The sequence below is a fragment of the Pseudomonas sp. B37(2017) genome (assembly GCF_002112885.1).
GTDB classification, from domain to species: Bacteria; Pseudomonadota; Gammaproteobacteria; order Pseudomonadales; family Pseudomonadaceae; genus Aquipseudomonas; species Aquipseudomonas paraglycinae.
Window position 1 is genome coordinate 240,628 of sequence record NZ_NEIX01000005.1, and the last position, 19,675, is coordinate 260,302.

Here is a 19,675-nt window from a genome sequence, read left to right on the forward strand (position 1 = left end):
CCGAAACGGGGGCCTTTTTGTTGCCCGCGATTTGCTGAAGATCAAGCCGCTCGCTCATCCCCAGGGCTGCGCTCGAAATAGCGTTTGTACTCGCGACTGAACTGCGACGTGCTCTGATACCCCACCCGATGCGCCACCTGCGCCACTCCCAGTCCTTCGGCGATCAACAACGTCTGCGCCTTCAATAAACGTAAACGCTTCAGATACTGCACCGGCGACAGCAACGTGCTGCGTTTGAAATGCTCATGAAAGGTCGAAACGCTCATGTTCGCGCAACTGGCCAGCGTCTCGACGTTCAACGGTTCGGTGTAGTGCGAGTGCAAATGGCTGATCGAAGCCGCCACCCGGGCAAACTGACCCTGCTGCTCCACCAATGCCCGCAGCACATCGGCCTGGGGACCGCGCAAGGCTACGAACAACAACTCCCGCACCCGCGCCGGCCCGAGAATCTGGCACTCCAGCGGATCGTGCAGACAGCGCAGCAAGCGTTCGACGCAACCGCGCATGTCATCGTCGAGCACCACCGAAGTCATCGACTCCGGTGTCTGCGCCGGAATATGCCGCCCCGGCGCCAGCCCCATGGCCAGCACCAGTTCACCGAGCAGCACCCGGTCGATCGCCACCGACACGCCGAGCAACGGCGCGTCCGGCAACGCGTAGGTCTCGCACTCGAACGGCACCGGCAACGCCTGAATCAGGTAATGCCCGGCGCCGTACTCCATGGTGCGCGGCCCCAGATACGCCAGTTTGCTGCCTTGGGCGATGATCATCAGGCTCGGTTCATAAATGTGCGGACCACGGGCGACATCGCAACTGGCGCGCAACACCTGCACGCCCGGCAGCCCGGTCTGGCTGTAACCATCGCGCAGCGCCAGCGGTTCGATCAGCGAAACCAGGGTGGCGTTGGCATCAAGGTGACGGGTCAATTGCATCGGGTAGCTCTTCAGAAAAAATCACGAAAAAAGGGATGAAAGCATCATCGCAGATCCTTTTGCCAATGCGACCGATCAACCCCGCATGCCGGAGGATTAGGCATGACACCCGGAGGAATCGCCATGGCCGGACGACCGGACGGCGCCCAGAATGCGCCGCCTCACTTGTCACTGCTTTTGCGAGGTTTCACATGTACACCGCCATCGGCTATGCCGCTCAAACGGCCACCACGCCCCTCGCCCCGATGAAGTTCGAACGCCGCAGCCCACGGGCCGACGACGTCGCCATCGAAATTCTGTACTGCGGCGTCTGCCACTCCGACATCCACCAGGCGCGCAACGAATGGGGCATCGCCGTTTACCCGTTGATGCCCGGCCACGAGATCGTCGGAAAAGTCACCGCCGTCGGTGCGAATGTCACCAAGCACAAGGTCGGCGATCTGGTCGGCGTCGGCTGCATGGTCGACTCCTGCCGCACCTGCGAAGCCTGCCAGTCGAACCTCGAGCAATACTGCCTCGAAGGCCCGACCATGACCTACGCCACTCCGGACCGGGTCGATGGCAGCAACACCATGGGCGGTTATTCGGACAGCATCGTGGTCAGCGAGCACTTCGTGGTGCGCATTCCAGAGAAGCTGGATCTGGCGGCTGCCGCACCGATTCTCTGCGCTGGCATCACCACTTACTCGCCGCTCAAGCACTACGGCGTGAAGGCCGGCGACAAGGTCGGGATTCTGGGCATGGGCGGCCTCGGCCACATGGGCATCAAGTTCGCCAAGGCCATGGGCGCTGAAGTGACGTTGTTCACCCGCTCGGCGAGCAAGGCCGAGGAAGGTCGTCGTCAGGGCGCCGATCATGTGATCGTGTCCACCGACGAAGAGCAGATGAAAGCTGCAGCCGGTCGTTTCGACTTCCTGCTGGACACCATTCCGGTGCAGCACGATCTCAACCCGTACCTCGACACCCTGCGCTTCGACGGCGTGCACATTCTGGTGGGCCTGATCGAACCGATCGATCCGCCGGTTCACGCCGCGAAACTGGTGCTGGGTCGTCGCGTATTGGCCGGTTCGTTGATCGGTGGCGTCGCTGAAACCCAGGAAGTGCTGGATTTCTGCGCCGAGCACAACATCAGCTGCGACATCGAAATGCTCGACATCCGCCAGATCAACGAAGCCTACGCCCGCATGATCGCCGGCGACGTGAAGTATCGTTTCGTCATCGACATGGCGACTCTGAAGCTCTGATTCCTCAGACCTTCAAGCCTAGCTCCGCCGAGAGCCGGGCTGTGACCCCTTTGATCAGGGGAATCAGCTCGGCCATTTTTTCCAGCGGCATGTACGGCACGGTGCTGGCGATGCTGATCGCCGCGACGATGCGCTTGCTCGCGTCGCGGATCGGCGCCGCCACGCAACGGATCGACGGCTCGTTGTCTTCCAGATCGAACGCGTAGCCGCCGGCCACGTATTCGGTCATCCGCTGCTCCAGCTGCTCCCACGACTGCTGGGGATGCTGCGGCCAGAACTGACTTTTCCCACCCGCCGGCAGACTGATGTCGTACAGACGCTGCCAGTCCTGCGGCGCGTCATCCAGCATCAAGGCCTTGCCGATCCCGGTCCGCGCCAACGGCATGCGATGGCCGACCCGCGAGCGCATTTCCGGGCCGTTGCGTCCCGGATTCTTCAGCAAATAAAGCACCTCGTCGCCTTCGCGAATCCCCAAGTGAACGGTGTCGCCGGTCAGCGCCGACAACTCGTCCAGATACGGACCGGCCAGGGTCACCAGCGGCAACTCTTCGCGCGCCTGGAAACCCAGTTCGATCAGCTTCGGCCCCAGCAGATAACCGACTTGCGGCACGACGCGCAGGTAGCGCTCGTCCACCAGACAACTGGCCAGACGATGAGTGGTACTGCGCGTGGTACCGATCAGGCGGGCAATCTCTTTGAGATCGCGGGCGCCACTGGCGACGGCCTGCACCACACCCAACCCGCGAAGCAGGGTCTGGGTGCCGGTCGGCGCGGCGTCCTTGGCGGTTTTTGGGGCGTCTTCCTGCATATCCAGCCTTTAGCGTTGAGCGAGGGAACGGGCGGCATTATGGTCGCCCGGCATGGCCGACTACAACTCGATGCGCTCGACCTTGCCCACCAGCAGCACGTAGGACAAAGCACCAATCAATGCCAGAACCGCGATGTAGGTGATCGCCGGTGCGAACGAATCGCCGCTGGCCAGGAAGCCGATGACAATCGGCGTGGCAATCGCCGACAGGTTGCCGATGAAGTTGAACACCCCGCCGGTCAAGCCCAGTAACCGCGCCGGCGCCAGTGTCGAGACCAGAGACCAGGTGATCGACGCCAGCCCATTGCCGAAAAACGCCAGCGCCAAAAAGGCAATCACCAACGGCGTCGATTCGACGAAGTTGGCGCCGATGATCGAGGTGGAAATCAGCAGCCCGCCAATGATCGGCAGCTTGCGTGCAAACCCGACGGTGCAGCCGCGACGGATCAGGAAGTCGGAGAAGAACCCGGAGCACAGCACGCCGATGAACGCGGCGAGAAACGGCAGCGACGCCAGCAGGCCGGACTTGATGAAGTCCATTCCGCGATACTTCACCAGGTAGGTCGGGAACCAGGTCAGGAAAAACCACAGCGTCGAATTCAGGCAGAACTGGCCGAGGTAGATCCCCCACAACTTGCGTTTGCTCAGGACGATGCCGAGATCGGTCCAGCTGAATTTCGCCCTCACCTTGGCGGTTTCGGCGGCGATATCCACCAGCCCGCCGCCCTCGCGGATCAGATCGATTTCGCCTTGGTTGGCGCCTTTGAAATCACGCGGTTCGCGATACACCGCGTACCAGATCGCCGCCCAGACAATGCCCACCGCGCCGGTCGCGACAAACACCATGTGCCAGCCAAACTCATGTTGCAGCCACGCCAGCACCGGGGTCAGAAACGCCAGCCCGACAAACTGCCCGGAGGTATAGAAGCCGATGGCCGTGGCCCGCTCACGCTCGGGAAACCAGGTCGTCACCACGCGGCTGTTGATCGGATACGCCGGTGCTTCCAGCGCACCGACCGCCATGCGCAGCACGAACAGGGCGATGAAACTGGCGGCGAAACCGAGCATCACCGTGGCCAGCGACCACAACAGCAGCGCAACGCTGTACAGGATGCGCGGTGGCACCCGATCCACCAGCCAGCCGCCGGGGATCTGCATGGCGGCGTAGGTCCAGCCGAAGGCGGAAAAGATCAGCCCGACGTGCACCGGGTCGATGCCCAGATCCGTCGTCAGTGCCGGGGCGGCAATCGACAGGTTGCTGCGGTCGAGGTAGTTGATGACCACGGTGATGAACAGCAACACCATGATGAAAAATCGCTTGCGGCTGGGCGTGACTAACGTCGCTTGCCCGGTGAGGGTTTGCGGTTGCATGGGGAGCGCCTCTTCTTATGTTTATTGAGGTCGGGGGTTGTTGGCGAGATCGTTCCCACGCTCCGCGTGGGAATGCAGCCCGGGACGCTCTGCGTCCCAAGAGCGGACGCAGAACGTCCATTGAGGCATTCCCACGCGGGCGGTTCGACGCCTCGACGTGGGAACGATCTCTTAGAAGGAAATCAGCGACTCACCACTCGGCAAAACTGCCATCGGCATGACGCCAGATCGGGTTGCGCCAGCGGTGGCCGACCGCCGCGCGTTCGATCACGTATTCCTCGTTGATCTCGATGCCCAGGCCCGGGCCGTTCGGGATTTTCACGAAGCCTTTGTCGTAGTCGAACACCCGCGGATCCTTCACATAATCGAGCAGGTCATTGCTCTCGTTGTAATGGATGCCCAGGCTCTGCTCCTGGATAAACGCGTTGTAACAAGCGGCGTCCAGTTGCAGACACGCGGCCAGCGCAATCGGCCCCAGCGGGCAGTGCAGTGCCAGCGCCACGTCGTAGGCTTCAGCCATGTTGGCGATCTTGCGGGTCTCGGTGATGCCGCCGGCGTGGGAGGCATCCGGCTGGATGATGTCGACGTAACCTTCGCTCAACACCCGTTTAAAGTCCCACCGCGAAAACAGCCGCTCGCCGAGGGCAATCGGGGTGCTGGTCAGCGGTGCCAGTTCTTTCAGCGCTTCGTAGTTTTCGCTGAGCACCGGCTCTTCGATGAACATCAGTTTGTACGGGTCGAGTTCCTTCATCAGCACCTTGGCCATGGGTTTGTGCACCCGGCCATGGAAGTCGACGCCGATGCCGACGTTCGGCCCGACCGCATCACGTACGGCGGCAACGTTGGCAAGCGCCAGATCGACTTTTTCGAAGGTATCGAGAAATTGCAGCTCTTCGGTGCCGTTCATTTTCACCGCTGTGAAACCACGGCCCACCGCCTCTTTCGCAGCTCGCGCGGTGTCCGCCGGACGGTCGCCGCCGATCCACGAATACACTCGGATCTTGTCCCGCACCTGGCCGCCGAGCAGGTCGCTGACCGACACGCCCAGCGCCTTGCCCTTGATGTCCCACAGCGCCTGATCGATGCCGGCCAGTGCGCTCATGTGGATTGCGCCGCCGCGGTAGAAGCCGCCGCGATACAGCACAGTCCAGATGTCTTCGATATTGCGTGGGTCTTTGCCGATCAGGTAGTCGGACAATTCCTCAACCGCTGCGGCAACCGTGTGGGCCCGACCCTCGACCACGGGCTCGCCCCAACCGGTCACGCCCTCGTCGGTTTCGACTTTCAGGAAGCACCAGCGCGGCGGGACGATGAAGGTGGTGAGTTTGATGATTTTCATCTGCTTGTCTCTCTTGTTAGATGCAGCGCACGCAGCGCCGGAAAAGTCTTAGCGAAGGGCTTTCCAGGCCGCCACGTAGGCCTTGGCATTGACCGCCACTTGCTCAGTCGTCAGGCCCGGTTTGAACAGCCCGGACCCGAGGCCGAAGCCTTTGACGCCGGCGTCGATGAACGCCTGCATGTTGTCCGGCGTGATGCCGCCGACCGGCGCCAGAATCGTCCCGACCGGCAACACCGCCAGCCAGGCTTTCACCACCGCCGGGCCCATCTGTTCGGCCGGGAACAGCTTGAGAATGTCCGCGCCCTCCTCCAGTGCCGCGAAGGCTTCGGTCGGTGTGGCGACGCCCGGCGACAGGTACAGCCCCGCCGCTTTCGCTGCCCGCAACACCTTGGCATCGCTATGAGGCATGACGATCACCTGGCCGCCGGCCTCCTTTACCAATTCCACTTGTTCCGGGGTCAGCACCGTGCCGGCACCAATCAGGCAATCGGCGGGCAAAGTCTTACGCAGGATGCGAATACTTTCGTACGGTGCAGGGGAATTGAGCGGTACTTCAATGACGCGAAATCCGGCCGCATACAGGACTTCTCCGACAGCGGCCGCTTCCTGCGGATGCAGGCCGCGTAGGATCGCGATCAGACCGTTTTGCGCCAGTGCTTGCTTGAGCATGTCAGGCCTCCAGTCAGGGTTAACGGGATGAGGAATCGATCAGTCCGGCGGCGAGCGCCAGTTGCCACAGACCACGTTCGGTGGCTTGCTCGGCCAGGGTCACCCGGGCGAAACCGCAGGCGTCGAGGGCACGGCTGTAACGGGCGCACAACTGCGCGTTGCCGATGAGGATGATCGAAGGAAGATGTGTGCTGTTGCGCCGACGTCGTTGCACGGCGGCCAGCGCCGTCAGTTCATGGCCGATCAGCAGGCCGGACAGATAGTCCGGTTGCGCGGTGGCGCCGAGTTCACCGGTCAGGCCCAGGCTGCGGGCGCTGAACAGGGTCGACAGCACGCCGATTTCGCCTTCTGCCGACAACGCCACCTGCACGCCGCGATCAAACGCCTCGGCATCGAACGTCGCGCTGTGCTGTTGGGTACGGCCGAGAATGCTGTGTTCGCTGAGTACGGCGAACACTTCGCCGGTCATGAAGGTGTCGAAACGGGTGATGCAGCCGTCGGCCACTTCCACCCATTTCGAATGACTGCCCGGCAGGCCGATCAGCAGATCATTGCCCGCCTCGACCGGCAGATTCTGCAGGACGCCGAGTACCTGGGTTTCTTCGCCGCGCATCACGTTCGGCAGCGTCGAGCGCTGAATCACACCCGGCACGATGTGCACATCAACACCGCGAAGACTGCGAACGGTTTGCAGGGATTTTCCGAGATCGGCCACGTTGGCCGGCGTATCGCGGTAGGACGCTTCGCGCCAGCCCTGGGCGCTGCCGACCATGCCGCAGGCAATCACCGGCAAGTCGGGCTGCGCGTCGAGCCAGTCGCCACAGGCCTCGTCGAACGCCAGTTCAAAACCGTCGGAGCATTCACGACCGTTGATGACCCGCGGCGTCTTCGGCAACTGCATGATCCCGAACGACAGCGACCGCTGCGCCAGCACCTGCCCGCCCGCCGCGAGTTTGTAAGCACGTAGTGAGGTCGTCCCCCAATCGAGCGCGATCAATTGCGCCAGCATCGCTTCACCTGTTTTGTTATTGGCAGTGAGTGAGCTGGACTATAGACCTCTCAGGCTGGAAATCTCAATATGTAATTTTGCATCCCATATTTTGGGATTCGCATTCCTAGAAAATCGGACAGCGAGCTGAGCAGCAATCGCAGTTCGTTTAAAACTTATCGATCTCTCTTAATAGATCTGCCGTTGGAACTTCCATGTCCTCCGACAAATATATTTTATAGGAGTAGGAATTAATCCTGACCTTACAGGCAATAGACTCTCGGCCCACTAATAAAGACCTCAATACCTCACCTTCAATGATTTTTTCACTGGTATCGTTTTTTCTTTCGAAAAATAAAACATCCGCCCTGAAAACCGGCCCGGCACTTGAAATTTCAGGCTCGATAAAACCCTCTCCATATCTACCCGCAGAGTGAGGTGCCGAAAAATCGAAATCGCCCTCAAAAGAACACAGCAGCGTCTGGCTTACTTTTGATTTGAAAAGATTGACAACATCAACATCGGACGAGAAACGCACCTGATAAATACCCCTGTCCAAATAACGTTCAACTCCAACGTATTGTAAATGAGCAATGGGCTTACCATGATTCATCGCACAGGAAGTGCAAAGCAAGAAAGCCATGCATAAAATTATATTACGCACATTTCCGTCCTTTAAAATGAGTAACAACAACCTGCGTCAAAGCGTCTCTGGCCGAGATCCCACTTTGCAGGACTGATGTGTAGATAACCCAGGCATCGGCGTGATTCACATTCACTCGCCCGTTCATATTGGGCCCACTTTTCATATCCCATTGCTCTCCGAAATCGGCTACGAGATCGGAAAAATTCCAGTCTTTGGCATCAGCTCTGACGTTAACCCAATATTCCGCCTTCGGCTTCGGCTCCTGACGGTAGATGTTAGAAACCCCCCACACGATTTTTCCTTCGCCAACCGGATCGAGTGTAACCAGACACGGAATTCGATACCCCTTATCAGTCAATACAGCTGACAGGTGCGCACCATTCCATCCGCCCAGGCTATGCCCAATGATATATACAGGCGTGGTCACATCAGTAATTTTTTCCAGCACATTCTTTTTCAGATCATCATCACTAATAAAATAGTTATAACCAATATGGTGGGCATCATAGTTATCAGAACAAATACCCTCAGCCTCCATATCCCTAACGAACACCTTCATGACGTCAGCAACGTTATTATTGGGGCCTGTGCCGTAATAACTTTCTTTATCACCCGCACCACCCACAAAAAACAGAACAATCTTTTTGGGAGTGATCGTGGCCTGCTTGACTGTTCCGTCCGTTTTGCAGGTCAGGTCGTGGGTCACGACCAGTCTTTTACACCCTTTCAGAGCAGGATTTTCAGCGGTCATATCTTTCCTGCTCCACGAACAGCTTGATCGACTCAGGCAAATGCGAACTCACCGTATGGGTGAAGCCCGCGTCATTGGTTACGCCGTGCTCCACGCTCCCATCAGCGCGTTGAATCGCGTAAGGGTGATTTGGCATGGGCTCACCAGTAATTTCGTTAATCACCTGCATCCGATCATTGAAATGCACCGGCATCGGCAACAACCCACTAAACGCCGCCCCTCCCCCGCTCTGTCCAATAATCACCGTCCCCGACCCACCGACCACGACATTGCCGTGCCCGCCGGTGCTGTCGAGCATCGCGGCATTCAGGCCGTTGATGAAGACCGTGGCGGAAACACCGCCGGTAATCGGGCTGCCGCACGCCGATTTATCGGTCATGCGCGCAGCGGGGAGTCCGTCGAAGAACACGTCCGGCGAGCCGGAGACAATCGGGTTGTTGCCGTGGCCAGGCAGTGGGCAGGCGGTTGGGTCGGTGACGCGTGCAGCGGGTTTACCACTCAATTCAAAGCTCCTTGCTTCAGAGGTTCCGGGTGAGGCTGATAGAGGTCGACGTCGGTCGCGGCGAAACGCCAGCGGTTGTCGACGGAATCAAACAGCGCGTGACAATGCTCGCGGCTGTTCGGGGGTGTGAGGGTTTGCAGTTGTTGCCAGGCTTCGTCGGCAAACCAGTTCAACTCTGCAGTTGTGGCGTCGTCGAGTTGGTTGAGCCAGGTGTTGTAGCCGGTCAGTCGGTGCTGGTCGTAGGTGGTTTGCAGCAGCTCGGCCATTTGCGGGCCCAGTTCCAGATAGCGCTCGGCTGTCCAGCGGCCGGTTTCCGAGTAGACGTACCAGCCCATCGGCGACAACACGCCTTGGTGGAAAATCGATTGCCCCGCGGGCGCGACAAAACCGCAGCACACGTGCAATGTCAGCCAGCCTTGATGCGCATCGATAAATCCGTTCGGATCGAACGTGCGCAGCGGTATCACCCGGTAGTTTTCGTAGCCCGCACTGCGCGTCATCAGCTCGGCATCGAGGCGCGAGACAAACGCACGGATGGCTTTGCCGCCCATGCGATTCACCGTGCAGAGGATGTCCACCGGTTGGCGGTTCGGGTTGTCGCTTGAGCCGAGGTTTTTGACCAGACCGTACAGGCGGATCGACGCCCGTAGTCCGCTCATCGCCGGTCACTCGTTGACGCAGCGAAGGCTCCACGGGCGTGGAGAAAGAGTGCCAGAGGCATTGCAGGTGTCGTCCGTGAGCGCGCAAAAATGGCGCGTAGAATGCCGGACTAGAGCGGTTTGGACAATCAGATCAGCAGTCAGATTGCCACTATTTGTTCAGCCCTCGGCAAACTCGCGCAACACCTTGCCATCCATGCGGTAACGCACCCACTCTTCCTGCGGCTGGGCACCAAGGGATTTGTAGAACTCGATGGCCGGAGTGTTCCAGTCCAGCACGCTCCATTCGAAGCGGCCACAGTCGTTGGCGCAGGCGATTTTCGCGAGGTGACGCAGCAGGGTTTTGCCAGCGCCGCCGCCTCGTTGTTCGGGGGTGATGTAGAGGTCTTCGAGGTACAGGCAGTTGCTGCCCAGCCAGGTCGAATAGCTGAAGAAGAACACCGCAAAACCGATCGGTACGCCGTCGCGCAGGCAGATCAGACCGTGGGCGGTGGCGCCTTCGCTGAACAGGCTGCGCTCGATGTCGGCAACGCTGGCGATGACTTCGTGACGGGCCTTTTCGAAGTCTGCCAATTCGGTGATGAACGCGAGGATTTGCGGTGCATCGCTGGGGGTCGCCGGGCGGATTTCGATCGTCATGGACGGGCCTTGTCGGAAAAAGGAAAACGCCATACTAAGGCGGCGCGCGGCGCTCGTCACATGGCAAAGCAAACACTACCCTCCCACAGGGATTTTTGACTGGTCTGAAGGATATTCATGAACGCATTCGAACCACTGGCCTCACTCGCCGCCGAACTGCTGCCCCACGCGCTGGAACCGTCGGAAGACGGCGCTCATGATCTGTCGCATCTGCAACGGGTCTGGCACAACGCGCGCACCTTGCAGGCCGAGGAAGGTGGCGACCTTGAAGTGCTGCTCGCTGCAGTGTTGCTGCACGATTGTGTGGCCGTGGAAAAGAACTCGCCGCTGCGTTCACAGGCATCACGCCTGGCAGCGGAAAAAGCCTCGAAGGTGCTGGCGAACATGCATTGGCCCGAAGCCAAAATCGACGCCGTTACCCACGCCATCGAGGCCCACAGCTTTTCCGCAAACATCGCCCCGCTCACCCTCGAAGCGCGACTGGTGCAGGACGCCGACCGTCTCGACTCCCTCGGCATGCTCGGCGTCGCCCGCACCTTTTACACCGCCGGACGCATGGGCAGCGCGCTGTACGACCCGCAAGATCCCGAGGCCCGGGAAAGGGACTACGACGACAAGCGATTCTGCCTCGACCATTTCCAGACCAAACTGCTGCACCTCGCCGACGGTTTCCAGACCGTTGCCGGTCAACGTCTGGCACAGCTCCGTCATCGACGCTTGAAAGGTTTCATGGAGCAATTCAAGGAAGAGATCGGCCTCGAAAGCGCTCAGCCCTTCTGAACCGTTCGTCGATCATCAGGCACCAATCTTTCACGAGGGCAGACCAAAAGGAGGTAAGGATTTCAATCACTGGAGACACCCTATGATCTCGTCAAGGTTGACTGCACTCGTATTCGCTACCCTCCTCAGCCCGGCGGTATTCGCCGCCTCGACTACCGCTGCCGGTACCGGACCGACCGATCCGGTTACCCAGCCAAGAGCCCCCGCCATCAACAGTGCCCCCGGTATGAATACCGACGGTTCGGGTGTACCGCTGATCAATCAGCCACCCGCCACGGGAACAGATCCTCGCACCCAAGGCAGCGATCCCGGACGCCAGGGCGGCATGAACACCCCCGACGCTCCGGCCGCCCCCGACAACGCCGGTCCCGGCGTCGGCTCGAAAACCACCACGGGTGGTTCGGGCTCTGAAGGCGCAGGACAGTGATCCGTGCTTCATCCACGCAACGTGTCTTATCCACTTCCCTGAAGAGGTAACCATGAACGTCGATAAAAACCTGGAGAAAGAAGTCCTCACCCGCCTGCTGCATGCCCACCCGAGCGGCCTCGGCAAAGAGGTGCTGGACAATTATCGCGGCGAGAAAGTCGTGGCCAGTGCCCTCGCCGCCTTGCAGGAGCGTGGACTGATTCACCACGGACACATCACTTGCAATGAAGCAGGAGAGCATTCGCTGAATCTGCCGATCAAGCTCAGCGCTGCAGGTGTGGAAGCGGCGCGTAAACTCGATACCTGACGCTTGCGGTCACTGGCGCAGGCAGTGTTCGAATGCATTGCCTGCGCCAGCTCATACCGGGATTTATCCAACCACCAGGAGACTCGCCATGCCTCGTGGAAGCAAAGCCAAATACACTGAAGAACAGAAGCGCAAAGCCGAACACATCGAAGACAGCTATCAAAACAAAGGGATGTCCAAGGACGAAGCCGAGGCCCGCGCCTGGGCGACAGTGAACAAACAGTCCGGCGGCGGCGAGAAGGCCGGAGGTTCCGGGCGTCGGAAACCGGCCAATGCCAAGGCCGAGGATCGCAAGGAATCAGCGCGGCGCGCGGCGGTGAGTCGTGAGGGACATTCGCGCGATAGCAAGGCTTCACGCGAAGTGCAGACGGTCGACAGTCTGCGTAAGGAGGCCCGGGAGCGGAAGATTCCCGGGCGTTCGTCGATGCGTAAAGATGAGTTGATTGCGGCGTTGCGCAGAGCCGGCTAGGTCCAGACTGGACGTAACGCCTGAAGGCCTTATCGCTGGCAAGCCAGCTCCCACAGAAATCAAAGTGCTCGCAAAAACTGCGCCCCCTACTGAAACCTGTGGGAGCTGGCTTGCCAGCGATTGCGATCGTTCAGTCAGTGCATTTTTTGCTGATCAGCACATCAACCTCCGCAGTGCCAGGAGCGGTCGCCGGGCCCCAGCGAGTGACCGCTAACGCAGCCGCAGCGTTGGCGCGCCGGGCGGCTTCGTGAGCGGCCAGTCCTTGTGCCAGCCCGGCGACGAATACGCCTGCATGCGCGTCGCCCGCGCCGTTGCTGTCCACCGCCTGCACCTTGAAACCCGGCACATGCTGGCGTTCGCCGCGCTGATGAATCCAGCAACCCTGCGGGCCATCGCGTACCACCATCAAAACTTCCTGTGGCAGATGCACGGCCAATCGGTCCAGCGCGGTTTCAATGTCAGCCGCGCCCGTGAAACGCAGCGCCTCGACGCGGTTGCTGGTCCACACATCAATGCGCGGCAGTAACGCCTGCATCATCGGTGAGTCCGGCGATTCCACCAGCGGACCTGGATCGAACACCACGTTGATCGTCTTCGGCAGCGCCAGCGTCCAGTCCAGCAGCGCCTGGGCCTTGCCGCTGTGCAGCAGGCTGTAGCCGCTGACGTAGACGTAGTCCCCCGCCTCGGCGGCAACGCTGTTCAGCTCCGCTGCCGTCACCTCACCTTCCGCGCCGATGTAGGAAATGAAACTGCGCTCGGCCGACGCATCGGTCAGCGCCACGCAGATGCCCGTGTCACGTTCTGCAGGCTGTTCGATGCCGATGCGGATGCCTTCGGCGTTCATCGCCTGCCGCGCCAGATCGCCGAATCGGCCGCTACCGTGGCGACCGAGATAGACCACCGGCAAGCCGTTACGCGCAGCGGCAGCCATCACATTGAAGCCGCCGCCGGCTTCGAAACTGGCGGACTGCGCCAACACGTCGCCGCCGATTTGCGGCAGCGCATCCACGGCCATGACCAGGTCGATGATGACCTGGCCGGTGTGCAACATCTTAGGCATGAGCATTCTCGGATTGCGCAGCGCGGCGATCTCTCGCCCCGCCGAGTACGAAGTACAGGCCGCCGGCGACCACGAACGTCACGATCCAGCCCAGGCCGTTGTGGCCCAGCCACGAGTCGGACAGGAAGCCCTTGAACCAGACATTTTCAGCCGTGGTGCCGATGGTGGTGAAACTGAAGCCCAGCACGATGGCAATCGCCCACGCGCCGAACGCGCGCCATTCGATGCCGCCGCTGTACCAGTAGGCGCTGCTCGGGCTGACGTCGAGCAGGTCTTGCGGGCTGTAGTAGTGACGGTGAATCAGGTCGACCACGAAGATCCCGACCCACGCGGTGATCGGCACTGCCAGCAGGGAAATGAAGGTGATGAACGGGCCGTAGAAGCTGTCGGCGATCAGCATGAAGTAGATCGAACCGGCGAAGATCGCCACGATGTCGACCACCACCGCGTACACGCGCTTGACCTTCAGGCCGAGGGTCAGCGTGGTCAGGCCGGCGGAGTACACCGACAGGTTGTTCGACAACAGCAGGCCGCCGAATGCAGTGATCAGGTATGGCACGGCCATCCAGGTCGGCAGCATGTCGCGGATCGCCACGATCGGGTCAGTCGCCGACGCCAGGTCGTTGTTGCCCACCGACAGCAGGCCGCCGAGGGTGATCAACAGCACCAGCGGAATCCCTGCGCCGAACGCCGCCGAAGCGACCAGGCGCACGGCTTTGACGCTGCGATGCTGATAGCGCGACATGTCGGCGCCAGCATTTGCCCAGCCGATCCCGGTGCCGGCGGCCATGGTGCCGATACCGATGATCATTGCGCTCATCGGAGCTGGTGTGGCGTTGAACACCGCGCTCCAGTCGATGGTCGCGCAGAGGAAGCCGCCGACCAGAATGTTCAGCGCGCCGAACACGTAGGTCGCCCACTTCTGGATCACCAGCAACGTGGCGTGGCCGAGGCCGGATACCGACAGGGTCAGCAGCACGAAAATCGCGATGAAGATCAGGGTCAGCACCGGCGCGCTTTTGGCTTCCACCGGCGAGCCGAACAGGATCGAGCACAACGACAGCAGCACGAATGCGGCCGTGGTGGTGTTGACGGTTTCCCAGCCCAGACGCGACATCAGCGAGACCAGCGTCGGGCCGATATTGCCGCGCACACCGAAGATCGCCCGCGACAGGGTCAGGCTAGGCGCACGACCGCGACGGCCGGCAATCGAGATGATCCCCACCACTGCGAACGAACCGGCAGCGCCGAGGATCGCGACAATGATCGCCTGCCAGATCGCCAGGCCGCGAAACGCCACCAGCGTGGCGCCCAGCGGCAGGCCGAGGATGGAAATATTGGCAGCGAACCAGACCCAGAACAGTTGCAGCGGATGGCCGTTGCACTCGCCCTCCGGCACCGGTTCGATGCCCCGGGTTTCCAGTTGCCCGGCGCTTTGCCCGGCGTTCGATGAACTCATGAAAAATGCTCCTGTTTGCCTTTATTGTGGTTGTGGCAATGACGCAGAACGACAAGACATCCCGCCCTTCCTGGGCCTGTCTGCACGATCCATTGCGGGTGAATATTCAAGACTTGTGGTGCGCCCATCGCGAGCAGGCTCGCTCCCACAAGTACGGCGTTACCCCTGTGGGAGCGAGCTTGCTCGCGATGGCGTCAGCCCGGTCAACGCAGGGCCAAAAGCCCCTGCACCAACGGTTCCAGCTCCAGACCATTGACGGACTTCACCGTCTCGATCATCGGCGCCGGCCAGCTCTGCAGGCCCAGGCAGGCCCCGAGCATGGCGCCGAGAATCGCGGCGATGGTGTCGGTGTCGCCACCCAGGCTCGCGGCCATGCACAGCGCATCGAACGGCGTCATTTCACCGACCGCGACTTGCTGCGCGAGGGCGAACGACACCACCACCGATTCCTGCGAGGCCACCGAGGTGCCGATCACGTCGTACAGCAGATCCGCGAGCAACACCGGGTCGCTCTCGACACTGATGCTGCGCGCCCAACTGATTCGCGAGGCGATGCGCCCGCCGGCCACCCAGTGGCCGTGCGATTCAGCTTGCTGGGCGATCTGTTGGCCGAGGTTCAGCGCCTCACCCAGATCCAGACCGTTGATGCCGGCCGAAACCACCGCCGCCACCGCCGCCGCGCTGGAAATCCCCAACGTGGTGTTGTGAGTGACCTGACACGCCTGCACCACCGCCGCGATAAAACGCTCGGGGTCGGCGACATCCGCCGCGATGCCCACCGGGGTGATGCGCATGGCTGCGCCGTTGGTGGTGCCGTAGCGCCCGGCCTCTTCGGGCGAATGGCCGGCGAGGATCATTTCGATCGCACGTTTGGTCGACGGGCCGAGCAAGTCCTGCGAGCCCTTGGCCTGCATCTCGGCTTCCCATTCGATCAGCCGTTGCGCGAGCACCGCCGGTTCGATCTGACCCTTGCCTTCGACCAGCAACTCGCCGACCAGAATCGCCTGTTCGGTGTCGTCGGTGATCGAGCCTTTGGGCATGTTCGCGGCAATCGGCTGCAAGGGGCCGGCGTCCTGCAGGTCGGTGATCTGGCCGAAGCGCTGCTTGATGGTTTCGCGGTTCAGGGATTGGGTCGGCATGCCCAGCGCGTCGCCCAGGGCAAGGCCATAAAACGCGCCCAAGGCACGGTCGAGGGCGGTCATTTCGATTCTCCAAATTGCAGGTGCAGACGGAAATGCACCGGGTCGAGCAGGCTTTCGACCTGTTCCATGAAACGGTTCTGCCGGTCGTAGGTGGTGCGCAATGCCTTGAGGAACACCGTGCCTTCTGGGCGGCCGAGCAGTTCGGCGTCCACGGCGTTGAGCGGTTCGGCACCGATCCACTGATCGCCGCGCTCGCCGATGTAACCGTAGGCGGCCAGGGTGATGGTCAGGGAGTTATCGATCAGGCCCACTCGCGGCAGGCTTTCCAGGCCTCCGCTGGCGGGCATCAGAGAGCGTTCAAGGGACACCGCCGTGCCGTCGTTGGAACGGCGGCGACGTTCGAGAAGAATGAATTGATCGGAGCCGAAACGCGCAAGCAGATCCGCACGTGTCACGGCCTCCAGACGCAGCACGTCGGTATTGATCATCGCCCCGCTGTCGGCCAGGGCCTGGGCCCAGCCGCTGCGCTGGTCGAGCACCACCCCGTCAAACGTGACGATGGAGCCGACCCCGCTTTGCGTGGCGATGTAATTGCGCCGCTTCAGTTCGGCCAGCGCTTCGCGCAACGTGCCACGGCTGACGTTGAATTCCTGAGCCAACTGATGCTCGCCGGGCAACAGAAAGCCGTCCTCCATGAGACCGCTTTCGATGCGTCGGACGAGCTCGTCGACCACCCGTTGTTTCTTGTCAAATCGTACCTGTCTAATCATGTACAAAGTGATAACCGAAACAAGACAGGGCGAGCAAGGAGTATTTATCTGGAAGTGACGGAAGGTTCGGTAGACAGGATGAACTGTGGGAGCGAGCTTGCTCGCGATAAGGCCTGCACATCCGACATCAAAGTGTCGGATCTACCGCTATCGCGAGCAAGCTCGCTCCCACAGGGTATTGCGGATTACCGTTGCTTGAGTCGGTCGATAACCACAGCCAACAACAAAATCGACCCTCGAATAACGTATTGGTAGAACGTGTCGATATTTTTGAGGTTCATCGCATTCTCGATAATCGCCAGAATCAACACCCCGGCAATCACATGCCGGATCATCCCGATCCCGCCACTCAGCGACACCCCGCCCAGCACGCAAGCCGAAATCACCGTCAGCTCAAAACCCTGCCCGATCATCGGCTGACCCGAAGTCATCCGCGACGCCAGAATCACCCCCGCCAGCGCACCGATCACCCCATGCACCGCGAAGATGATGATCTTCGTGCGGTCAACATTCACCCCTGCCAGCAACGCCGCTTCCTGGTTGCCACCGATGGCCATGGTGTTGCGCCCGTAGGTCGTGTAGTTCAACAACCAACCGAAAAACAGGAAGCAGACGATGGTGATCAGAATCGGCACCGGCACGCCGAACAACTGGCCGTTGCCGAACACGAAGAACGATTCCTGCGATACGCCCACCGCTTTGCCGTTGGCAAAAATGTAGGCCAGGCCACGGACGATCTGCATGGTCGCCAACGTCGTGATCAGCGCATTGACCCGCAACTTGGCGATCACGATGCCGTTGATCAGGCCGACGATCAGGCCCATCACCAGCGCCGCGCTGACGCCGAGAAACACGCTGTTGGTGTCGCGCATGACCACCGCCGCAACCACCCCGGCGCAGGCAATCACCGAACCCACCGACAAGTCGAAATGTCCCGACGCCAGGCAATACAACATGGTGCACGCGGCGATCCCGGTGGTGGAAATCGCCAGGCCCAGGCCACGCATGTTCAGCGGCGAGAGGAAGTTGTCGATCAGCAAGGTGCAGGCGACAAAAATGCCCACCGCCGCCAGCAGCATCACCCAGTCATCGAGGAAGCGCCGCATATCCAGAGGTTTGCGCTCGGTCGGCAGGGTTTCGTTTTGGGTTGTCATCATAGTCACCTCTCAGTTCGCCACGCCGTCAGCGCGGTGGCGCGGCAAAGCCAGTTGCAGCAGGTTGGATTCGTTGGCCTGGTCGCGGCTGACTTCGCCACGCAGGGCGCCCTCGCACAGCACCAGAATGCGGTCGGAGATACCCATTACTTCCATCAGATCGCTGGACACCACGATCACCGAAATACCGTCGGCGGCCAGGTTATGGATGATCTGGTAGATCTCGGCCTTGGCGCCGATGTCGATGCCCCGGGTCGGCTCGTCGAGCAGCAGGACTTTCATCGGCATCGACAGCCAGCGGCCGAGAATCGCCTTCTGCTGATTGCCGCCGGACAGGAACTTGATTTGTTGCCCGGCGTGGGGCGTTTTCACCTTCAGGGCCTTGATCTGTTTGTCGGCGTTGCCCTTTTCCCAGATCCCGCGCAGCAGGCAACCGAGACCGGAGTTCGCGCCACGCGCACTGATGTTGATGTTCTCGGCGACGCTGGCGAGCGGGATGATGCCTTCCTTCTTGCGATCCTCCGGACACAGCAGAATCCCGGCAGCAATTGCATCGCGGGGCGAACGCAGCTTCAGTTCATGGCCGCGCAATTCCAGGCGTCCGGCGGTGTTGCGCTCAAGACCGCTGAGCAGCCGGAACAGCTCGGTGCGCCCTGCCCCAACCAGTCCGAACAGGCCCAGAATCTCGCCTTTGTGCGCATCGAAACTGATCGGCTCGCGCAGGCCCGGGCCGAGCAAGCCATCGACTCTCAGCGCCACGGCACCGCGTGGACGACCGCGATAATCGTAGATGTCCTGAATGTCGCGCCCGACCATGCAAGTCACCAGTTGATCGTGGGTCAACTGACTCATGTCGTCGAAGGTGCGCACGTAGCGACCGTCCTTGAACACCGTCACCGCGTCGCAGATGCGGAACACTTCTTCCATGCGATGGGAGACGTAAAGCACGACTTTGCCTTCGTCGCGCAGTCGGCCGATGATCGCCATTAACCGGTCGATTTCCCGCGCCGAAAGGCTGCTGGTCGGTTCGTCAAAGGCAATCACATGCGCGCCACGGGACAGCGCCTTGGCGATTTCAACCAGTTGCCGCTGACCGAGGGACAAGCGTCCGACCTTGGTTTGCGGATCGATCTCATCGGCCAGGCCTTTGAGGCAAGCCAAGGCTTGTTGGCGCAGCGCGCCGCGATTGATCAGGCCGAAACTGGCCGGCAGATGACCGAGAAACAGGTTCTCGGCCACGGTCATTTCCGGCACCAGATGCAACTCCTGGTGAATCACCGCCACGCCGCTGCCGATGCTGTCGGCAGTGGACTTGAATGCCATCGTCCGCTCGCCGATCTGCAGTTCTCCGCTGCTCGGAATGTAGGCACCGCCGAGGATCTTCAGCAGGGTCGATTTGCCGGCGCCGTTCTCGCCCATCAAGGCGTGGACCTGCCCGGGGTGAGCGACGAAACTGATGCCGTCCAGCGCCTTCACGCCCGGGAAGGTCTTGCCGATCCCGTTGAAACGCAGGCTGCCGCTGGCGCTGTGTTCTTGTGTCTGTACTTGCGCGTGCATTT

22 protein-coding genes are annotated in these 19,675 nt (G+C 60.9%); 5 read left to right on the plus strand and 17 right to left on the minus strand.

Translation table 11 applies throughout. The annotated features are described in order from the left end of the window. Window positions 1-41: 41 nt before the first annotated feature. Complete coding sequence (locus tag CAF90_RS15325; RefSeq protein WP_007950856.1) at window positions 42-932, minus strand: AraC family transcriptional regulator; 891 nt, start codon at window positions 930-932, stop codon at window positions 42-44. A 191-nt stretch (window positions 933-1,123) separates the two neighbouring features. On the opposite strand from CAF90_RS15325, the gene CAF90_RS15330 reads away from it, so the two are divergent. Beyond that, window positions 1,124-2,176 (plus strand): NAD(P)-dependent alcohol dehydrogenase, encoded by a 1,053-nt coding sequence (locus CAF90_RS15330; RefSeq protein WP_011335405.1) that lies wholly within the window; start codon window positions 1,124-1,126, stop codon window positions 2,174-2,176. 4 nt (window positions 2,177-2,180) lie between these two features. Here CAF90_RS15330 and CAF90_RS15335 read toward each other — a convergent pair whose 3' ends face one another. The 10 genes from CAF90_RS15335 to CAF90_RS15380 form a co-directional block, all read right to left on the minus strand. Continuing rightward, window positions 2,181-2,984 (minus strand): IclR family transcriptional regulator, encoded by an 804-nt coding sequence (locus CAF90_RS15335; protein ID WP_007950852.1) that lies wholly within the window; start codon window positions 2,982-2,984, stop codon window positions 2,181-2,183. 60 nt (window positions 2,985-3,044) lie between these two features. After that, a complete protein-coding gene (locus tag CAF90_RS15340) occupies window positions 3,045-4,355 on the minus strand; it encodes an MFS transporter (RefSeq protein ID WP_085607282.1) in 1,311 nt (436 codons plus the stop codon). Between the two features lie 190 nt (window positions 4,356-4,545). Then, complete coding sequence (gene dgoD, locus CAF90_RS15345; protein WP_085607284.1) at window positions 4,546-5,694, minus strand: galactonate dehydratase; 1,149 nt, start codon at window positions 5,692-5,694, stop codon at window positions 4,546-4,548. Between the two features lie 48 nt (window positions 5,695-5,742). After that, on the minus strand, window positions 5,743-6,363 hold the full coding sequence (locus CAF90_RS15350) for a 2-dehydro-3-deoxy-6-phosphogalactonate aldolase (RefSeq protein ID WP_085607286.1): 621 nt from the start codon (window positions 6,361-6,363) through the stop codon (window positions 5,743-5,745). A gap of 19 nt (window positions 6,364-6,382) precedes the next feature. After that, a complete protein-coding gene (locus CAF90_RS15355) occupies window positions 6,383-7,372 on the minus strand; it encodes a 2-dehydro-3-deoxygalactonokinase (protein ID WP_085607288.1) in 990 nt (329 codons plus the stop codon). A 148-nt stretch (window positions 7,373-7,520) separates the two neighbouring features. Then, window positions 7,521-8,015 (minus strand): hypothetical protein, encoded by a 495-nt coding sequence (locus CAF90_RS15360; protein WP_139834515.1) that lies wholly within the window; start codon window positions 8,013-8,015, stop codon window positions 7,521-7,523. After that, window positions 8,008-8,748, minus strand: a complete 741-nt coding sequence (locus CAF90_RS15365; protein WP_085607292.1) for an alpha/beta fold hydrolase — start codon at window positions 8,746-8,748, stop codon at window positions 8,008-8,010. Before CAF90_RS15365 ends, CAF90_RS15360 begins: the two co-directional genes overlap by 8 nt. After that, window positions 8,738-9,250 carry a PAAR domain-containing protein gene (locus CAF90_RS15370; RefSeq protein WP_085607294.1) on the minus strand — a complete coding sequence of 171 codons (513 nt, stop codon included), beginning with the start codon at window positions 9,248-9,250 and terminating at the stop codon, window positions 8,738-8,740. Before CAF90_RS15370 ends, CAF90_RS15365 begins: the two co-directional genes overlap by 11 nt. Next, entirely contained in the window at window positions 9,247-9,909 is a 663-nt protein-coding gene (locus tag CAF90_RS15375) for a hypothetical protein (RefSeq protein ID WP_085607296.1), read from the minus strand. Before CAF90_RS15375 ends, CAF90_RS15370 begins: the two co-directional genes overlap by 4 nt. 159 nt (window positions 9,910-10,068) lie before the next feature. After that, window positions 10,069-10,548, minus strand: coding sequence for a GNAT family N-acetyltransferase (locus CAF90_RS15380; protein WP_085607298.1), 480 nt, complete (start codon window positions 10,546-10,548; stop codon window positions 10,069-10,071). A gap of 117 nt (window positions 10,549-10,665) precedes the next feature. Here CAF90_RS15380 and CAF90_RS15385 point away from each other — a divergent pair, with 117 nt between their 5' ends. The 4 genes from CAF90_RS15385 to CAF90_RS15400 all read left to right on the plus strand — a co-directional run bounded on the left by CAF90_RS15385 (window position 10,666) and on the right by CAF90_RS15400 (window position 12,531). Further along, entirely contained in the window at window positions 10,666-11,328 is a 663-nt protein-coding gene (locus CAF90_RS15385) for an HD domain-containing protein (protein WP_139834516.1), read from the plus strand. Between the two features lie 82 nt (window positions 11,329-11,410). Then, window positions 11,411-11,755: a hypothetical protein gene (locus CAF90_RS15390; protein ID WP_039770633.1), complete on the plus strand. Its 345-nt coding sequence runs from the start codon at window positions 11,411-11,413 to the stop codon at window positions 11,753-11,755. A 52-nt stretch (window positions 11,756-11,807) separates the two neighbouring features. Further along, a complete protein-coding gene (locus CAF90_RS15395) occupies window positions 11,808-12,062 on the plus strand; it encodes a hypothetical protein (protein ID WP_011335416.1) in 255 nt (84 codons plus the stop codon). A gap of 88 nt (window positions 12,063-12,150) precedes the next feature. Next, window positions 12,151-12,531: a Rho termination factor N-terminal domain-containing protein gene (locus CAF90_RS15400; protein WP_085607302.1), complete on the plus strand. Its 381-nt coding sequence runs from the start codon at window positions 12,151-12,153 to the stop codon at window positions 12,529-12,531. A 130-nt stretch (window positions 12,532-12,661) separates the two neighbouring features. Here CAF90_RS15400 and CAF90_RS15405 read toward each other — a convergent pair whose 3' ends face one another. The 6 genes from CAF90_RS15405 to araG form a co-directional block, all read right to left on the minus strand. Further along, window positions 12,662-13,591, minus strand: coding sequence for a PfkB family carbohydrate kinase (locus tag CAF90_RS15405; protein ID WP_085607305.1), 930 nt, complete (start codon window positions 13,589-13,591; stop codon window positions 12,662-12,664). Next, the gene (locus tag CAF90_RS15410) at window positions 13,584-15,050 is read right to left on the minus strand and encodes a cytosine permease (protein ID WP_085607307.1); all 1,467 of its coding nucleotides are present in this window, start codon (window positions 15,048-15,050) and stop codon (window positions 13,584-13,586) included. Before CAF90_RS15410 ends, CAF90_RS15405 begins: the two co-directional genes overlap by 8 nt. 203 nt (window positions 15,051-15,253) lie before the next feature. Then, complete coding sequence (locus CAF90_RS15415) at window positions 15,254-16,252, minus strand: ADP-ribosylglycohydrolase family protein (RefSeq protein WP_085607309.1); 999 nt, start codon at window positions 16,250-16,252, stop codon at window positions 15,254-15,256. Continuing rightward, entirely contained in the window at window positions 16,249-16,962 is a 714-nt protein-coding gene (locus CAF90_RS15420; protein WP_085607311.1) for a GntR family transcriptional regulator, read from the minus strand. Before CAF90_RS15420 ends, CAF90_RS15415 begins: the two co-directional genes overlap by 4 nt. Before the next feature lie 185 nt (window positions 16,963-17,147). Next, window positions 17,148-18,116, minus strand: coding sequence for an L-arabinose ABC transporter permease AraH (gene araH, locus CAF90_RS15425; protein ID WP_011335422.1), 969 nt, complete (start codon window positions 18,114-18,116; stop codon window positions 17,148-17,150). Window positions 18,117-18,128: 12 nt separating this feature from the next. Further along, on the minus strand, window positions 18,129-19,673 hold the full coding sequence (gene araG / locus CAF90_RS15430; protein WP_007950823.1) for an L-arabinose ABC transporter ATP-binding protein AraG: 1,545 nt from the start codon (window positions 19,671-19,673) through the stop codon (window positions 18,129-18,131). Between the last annotated feature and the right edge of the window lie 2 nt (window positions 19,674-19,675).

Bases quoted from the DNA above. Each gene is read 5' to 3' on its own strand.
- CAF90_RS15350 (WP_085607286.1), bottom strand. From the start codon at position 6,363: ATGCTCAAGCAAGCACTGGCGCAAAACGGTCTGATCGCGATCCTACGC.
- CAF90_RS15365 (WP_085607292.1), bottom strand. From the start codon at position 8,748: ATGACCGCTGAAAATCCTGCTCTGAAAGGGTGTAAAAGACTGGTCGTG.
- CAF90_RS15420 (WP_085607311.1), bottom strand. From the start codon at position 16,962: ATGATTAGACAGGTACGATTTGACAAGAAACAACGGGTGGTCGACGAG.
- CAF90_RS15325 (WP_007950856.1), bottom strand. From the start codon at position 932: ATGCAATTGACCCGTCACCTTGATGCCAACGCCACCCTGGTTTCGCTG.
- CAF90_RS15385 (WP_139834516.1), top strand. From the start codon at position 10,666: ATGAACGCATTCGAACCACTGGCCTCACTCGCCGCCGAACTGCTGCCC.
- CAF90_RS15380 (WP_085607298.1), bottom strand. From the start codon at position 10,548: ATGACGATCGAAATCCGCCCGGCGACCCCCAGCGATGCACCGCAAATC.
- CAF90_RS15405 (WP_085607305.1), bottom strand. From the start codon at position 13,591: ATGCCTAAGATGTTGCACACCGGCCAGGTCATCATCGACCTGGTCATG.
- CAF90_RS15340 (WP_085607282.1), bottom strand. From the start codon at position 4,355: ATGCAACCGCAAACCCTCACCGGGCAAGCGACGTTAGTCACGCCCAGC.
- CAF90_RS15355 (WP_085607288.1), bottom strand. From the start codon at position 7,372: ATGCTGGCGCAATTGATCGCGCTCGATTGGGGGACGACCTCACTACGT.
- araH (WP_011335422.1), bottom strand. From the start codon at position 18,116: ATGACAACCCAAAACGAAACCCTGCCGACCGAGCGCAAACCTCTGGAT.
- CAF90_RS15400 (WP_085607302.1), top strand. From the start codon at position 12,151: ATGCCTCGTGGAAGCAAAGCCAAATACACTGAAGAACAGAAGCGCAAA.
- CAF90_RS15335 (WP_007950852.1), bottom strand. From the start codon at position 2,984: ATGCAGGAAGACGCCCCAAAAACCGCCAAGGACGCCGCGCCGACCGGC.
- CAF90_RS15395 (WP_011335416.1), top strand. From the start codon at position 11,808: ATGAACGTCGATAAAAACCTGGAGAAAGAAGTCCTCACCCGCCTGCTG.
- CAF90_RS15415 (WP_085607309.1), bottom strand. From the start codon at position 16,252: ATGACCGCCCTCGACCGTGCCTTGGGCGCGTTTTATGGCCTTGCCCTG.
- CAF90_RS15375 (WP_085607296.1), bottom strand. From the start codon at position 9,909: ATGAGCGGACTACGGGCGTCGATCCGCCTGTACGGTCTGGTCAAAAAC.
- CAF90_RS15330 (WP_011335405.1), top strand. From the start codon at position 1,124: ATGTACACCGCCATCGGCTATGCCGCTCAAACGGCCACCACGCCCCTC.
- araG (WP_007950823.1), bottom strand. From the start codon at position 19,673: ATGCACGCGCAAGTACAGACACAAGAACACAGCGCCAGCGGCAGCCTG.
- CAF90_RS15410 (WP_085607307.1), bottom strand. From the start codon at position 15,050: ATGAGTTCATCGAACGCCGGGCAAAGCGCCGGGCAACTGGAAACCCGG.
- CAF90_RS15390 (WP_039770633.1), top strand. From the start codon at position 11,411: ATGATCTCGTCAAGGTTGACTGCACTCGTATTCGCTACCCTCCTCAGC.
- dgoD (WP_085607284.1), bottom strand. From the start codon at position 5,694: ATGAAAATCATCAAACTCACCACCTTCATCGTCCCGCCGCGCTGGTGC.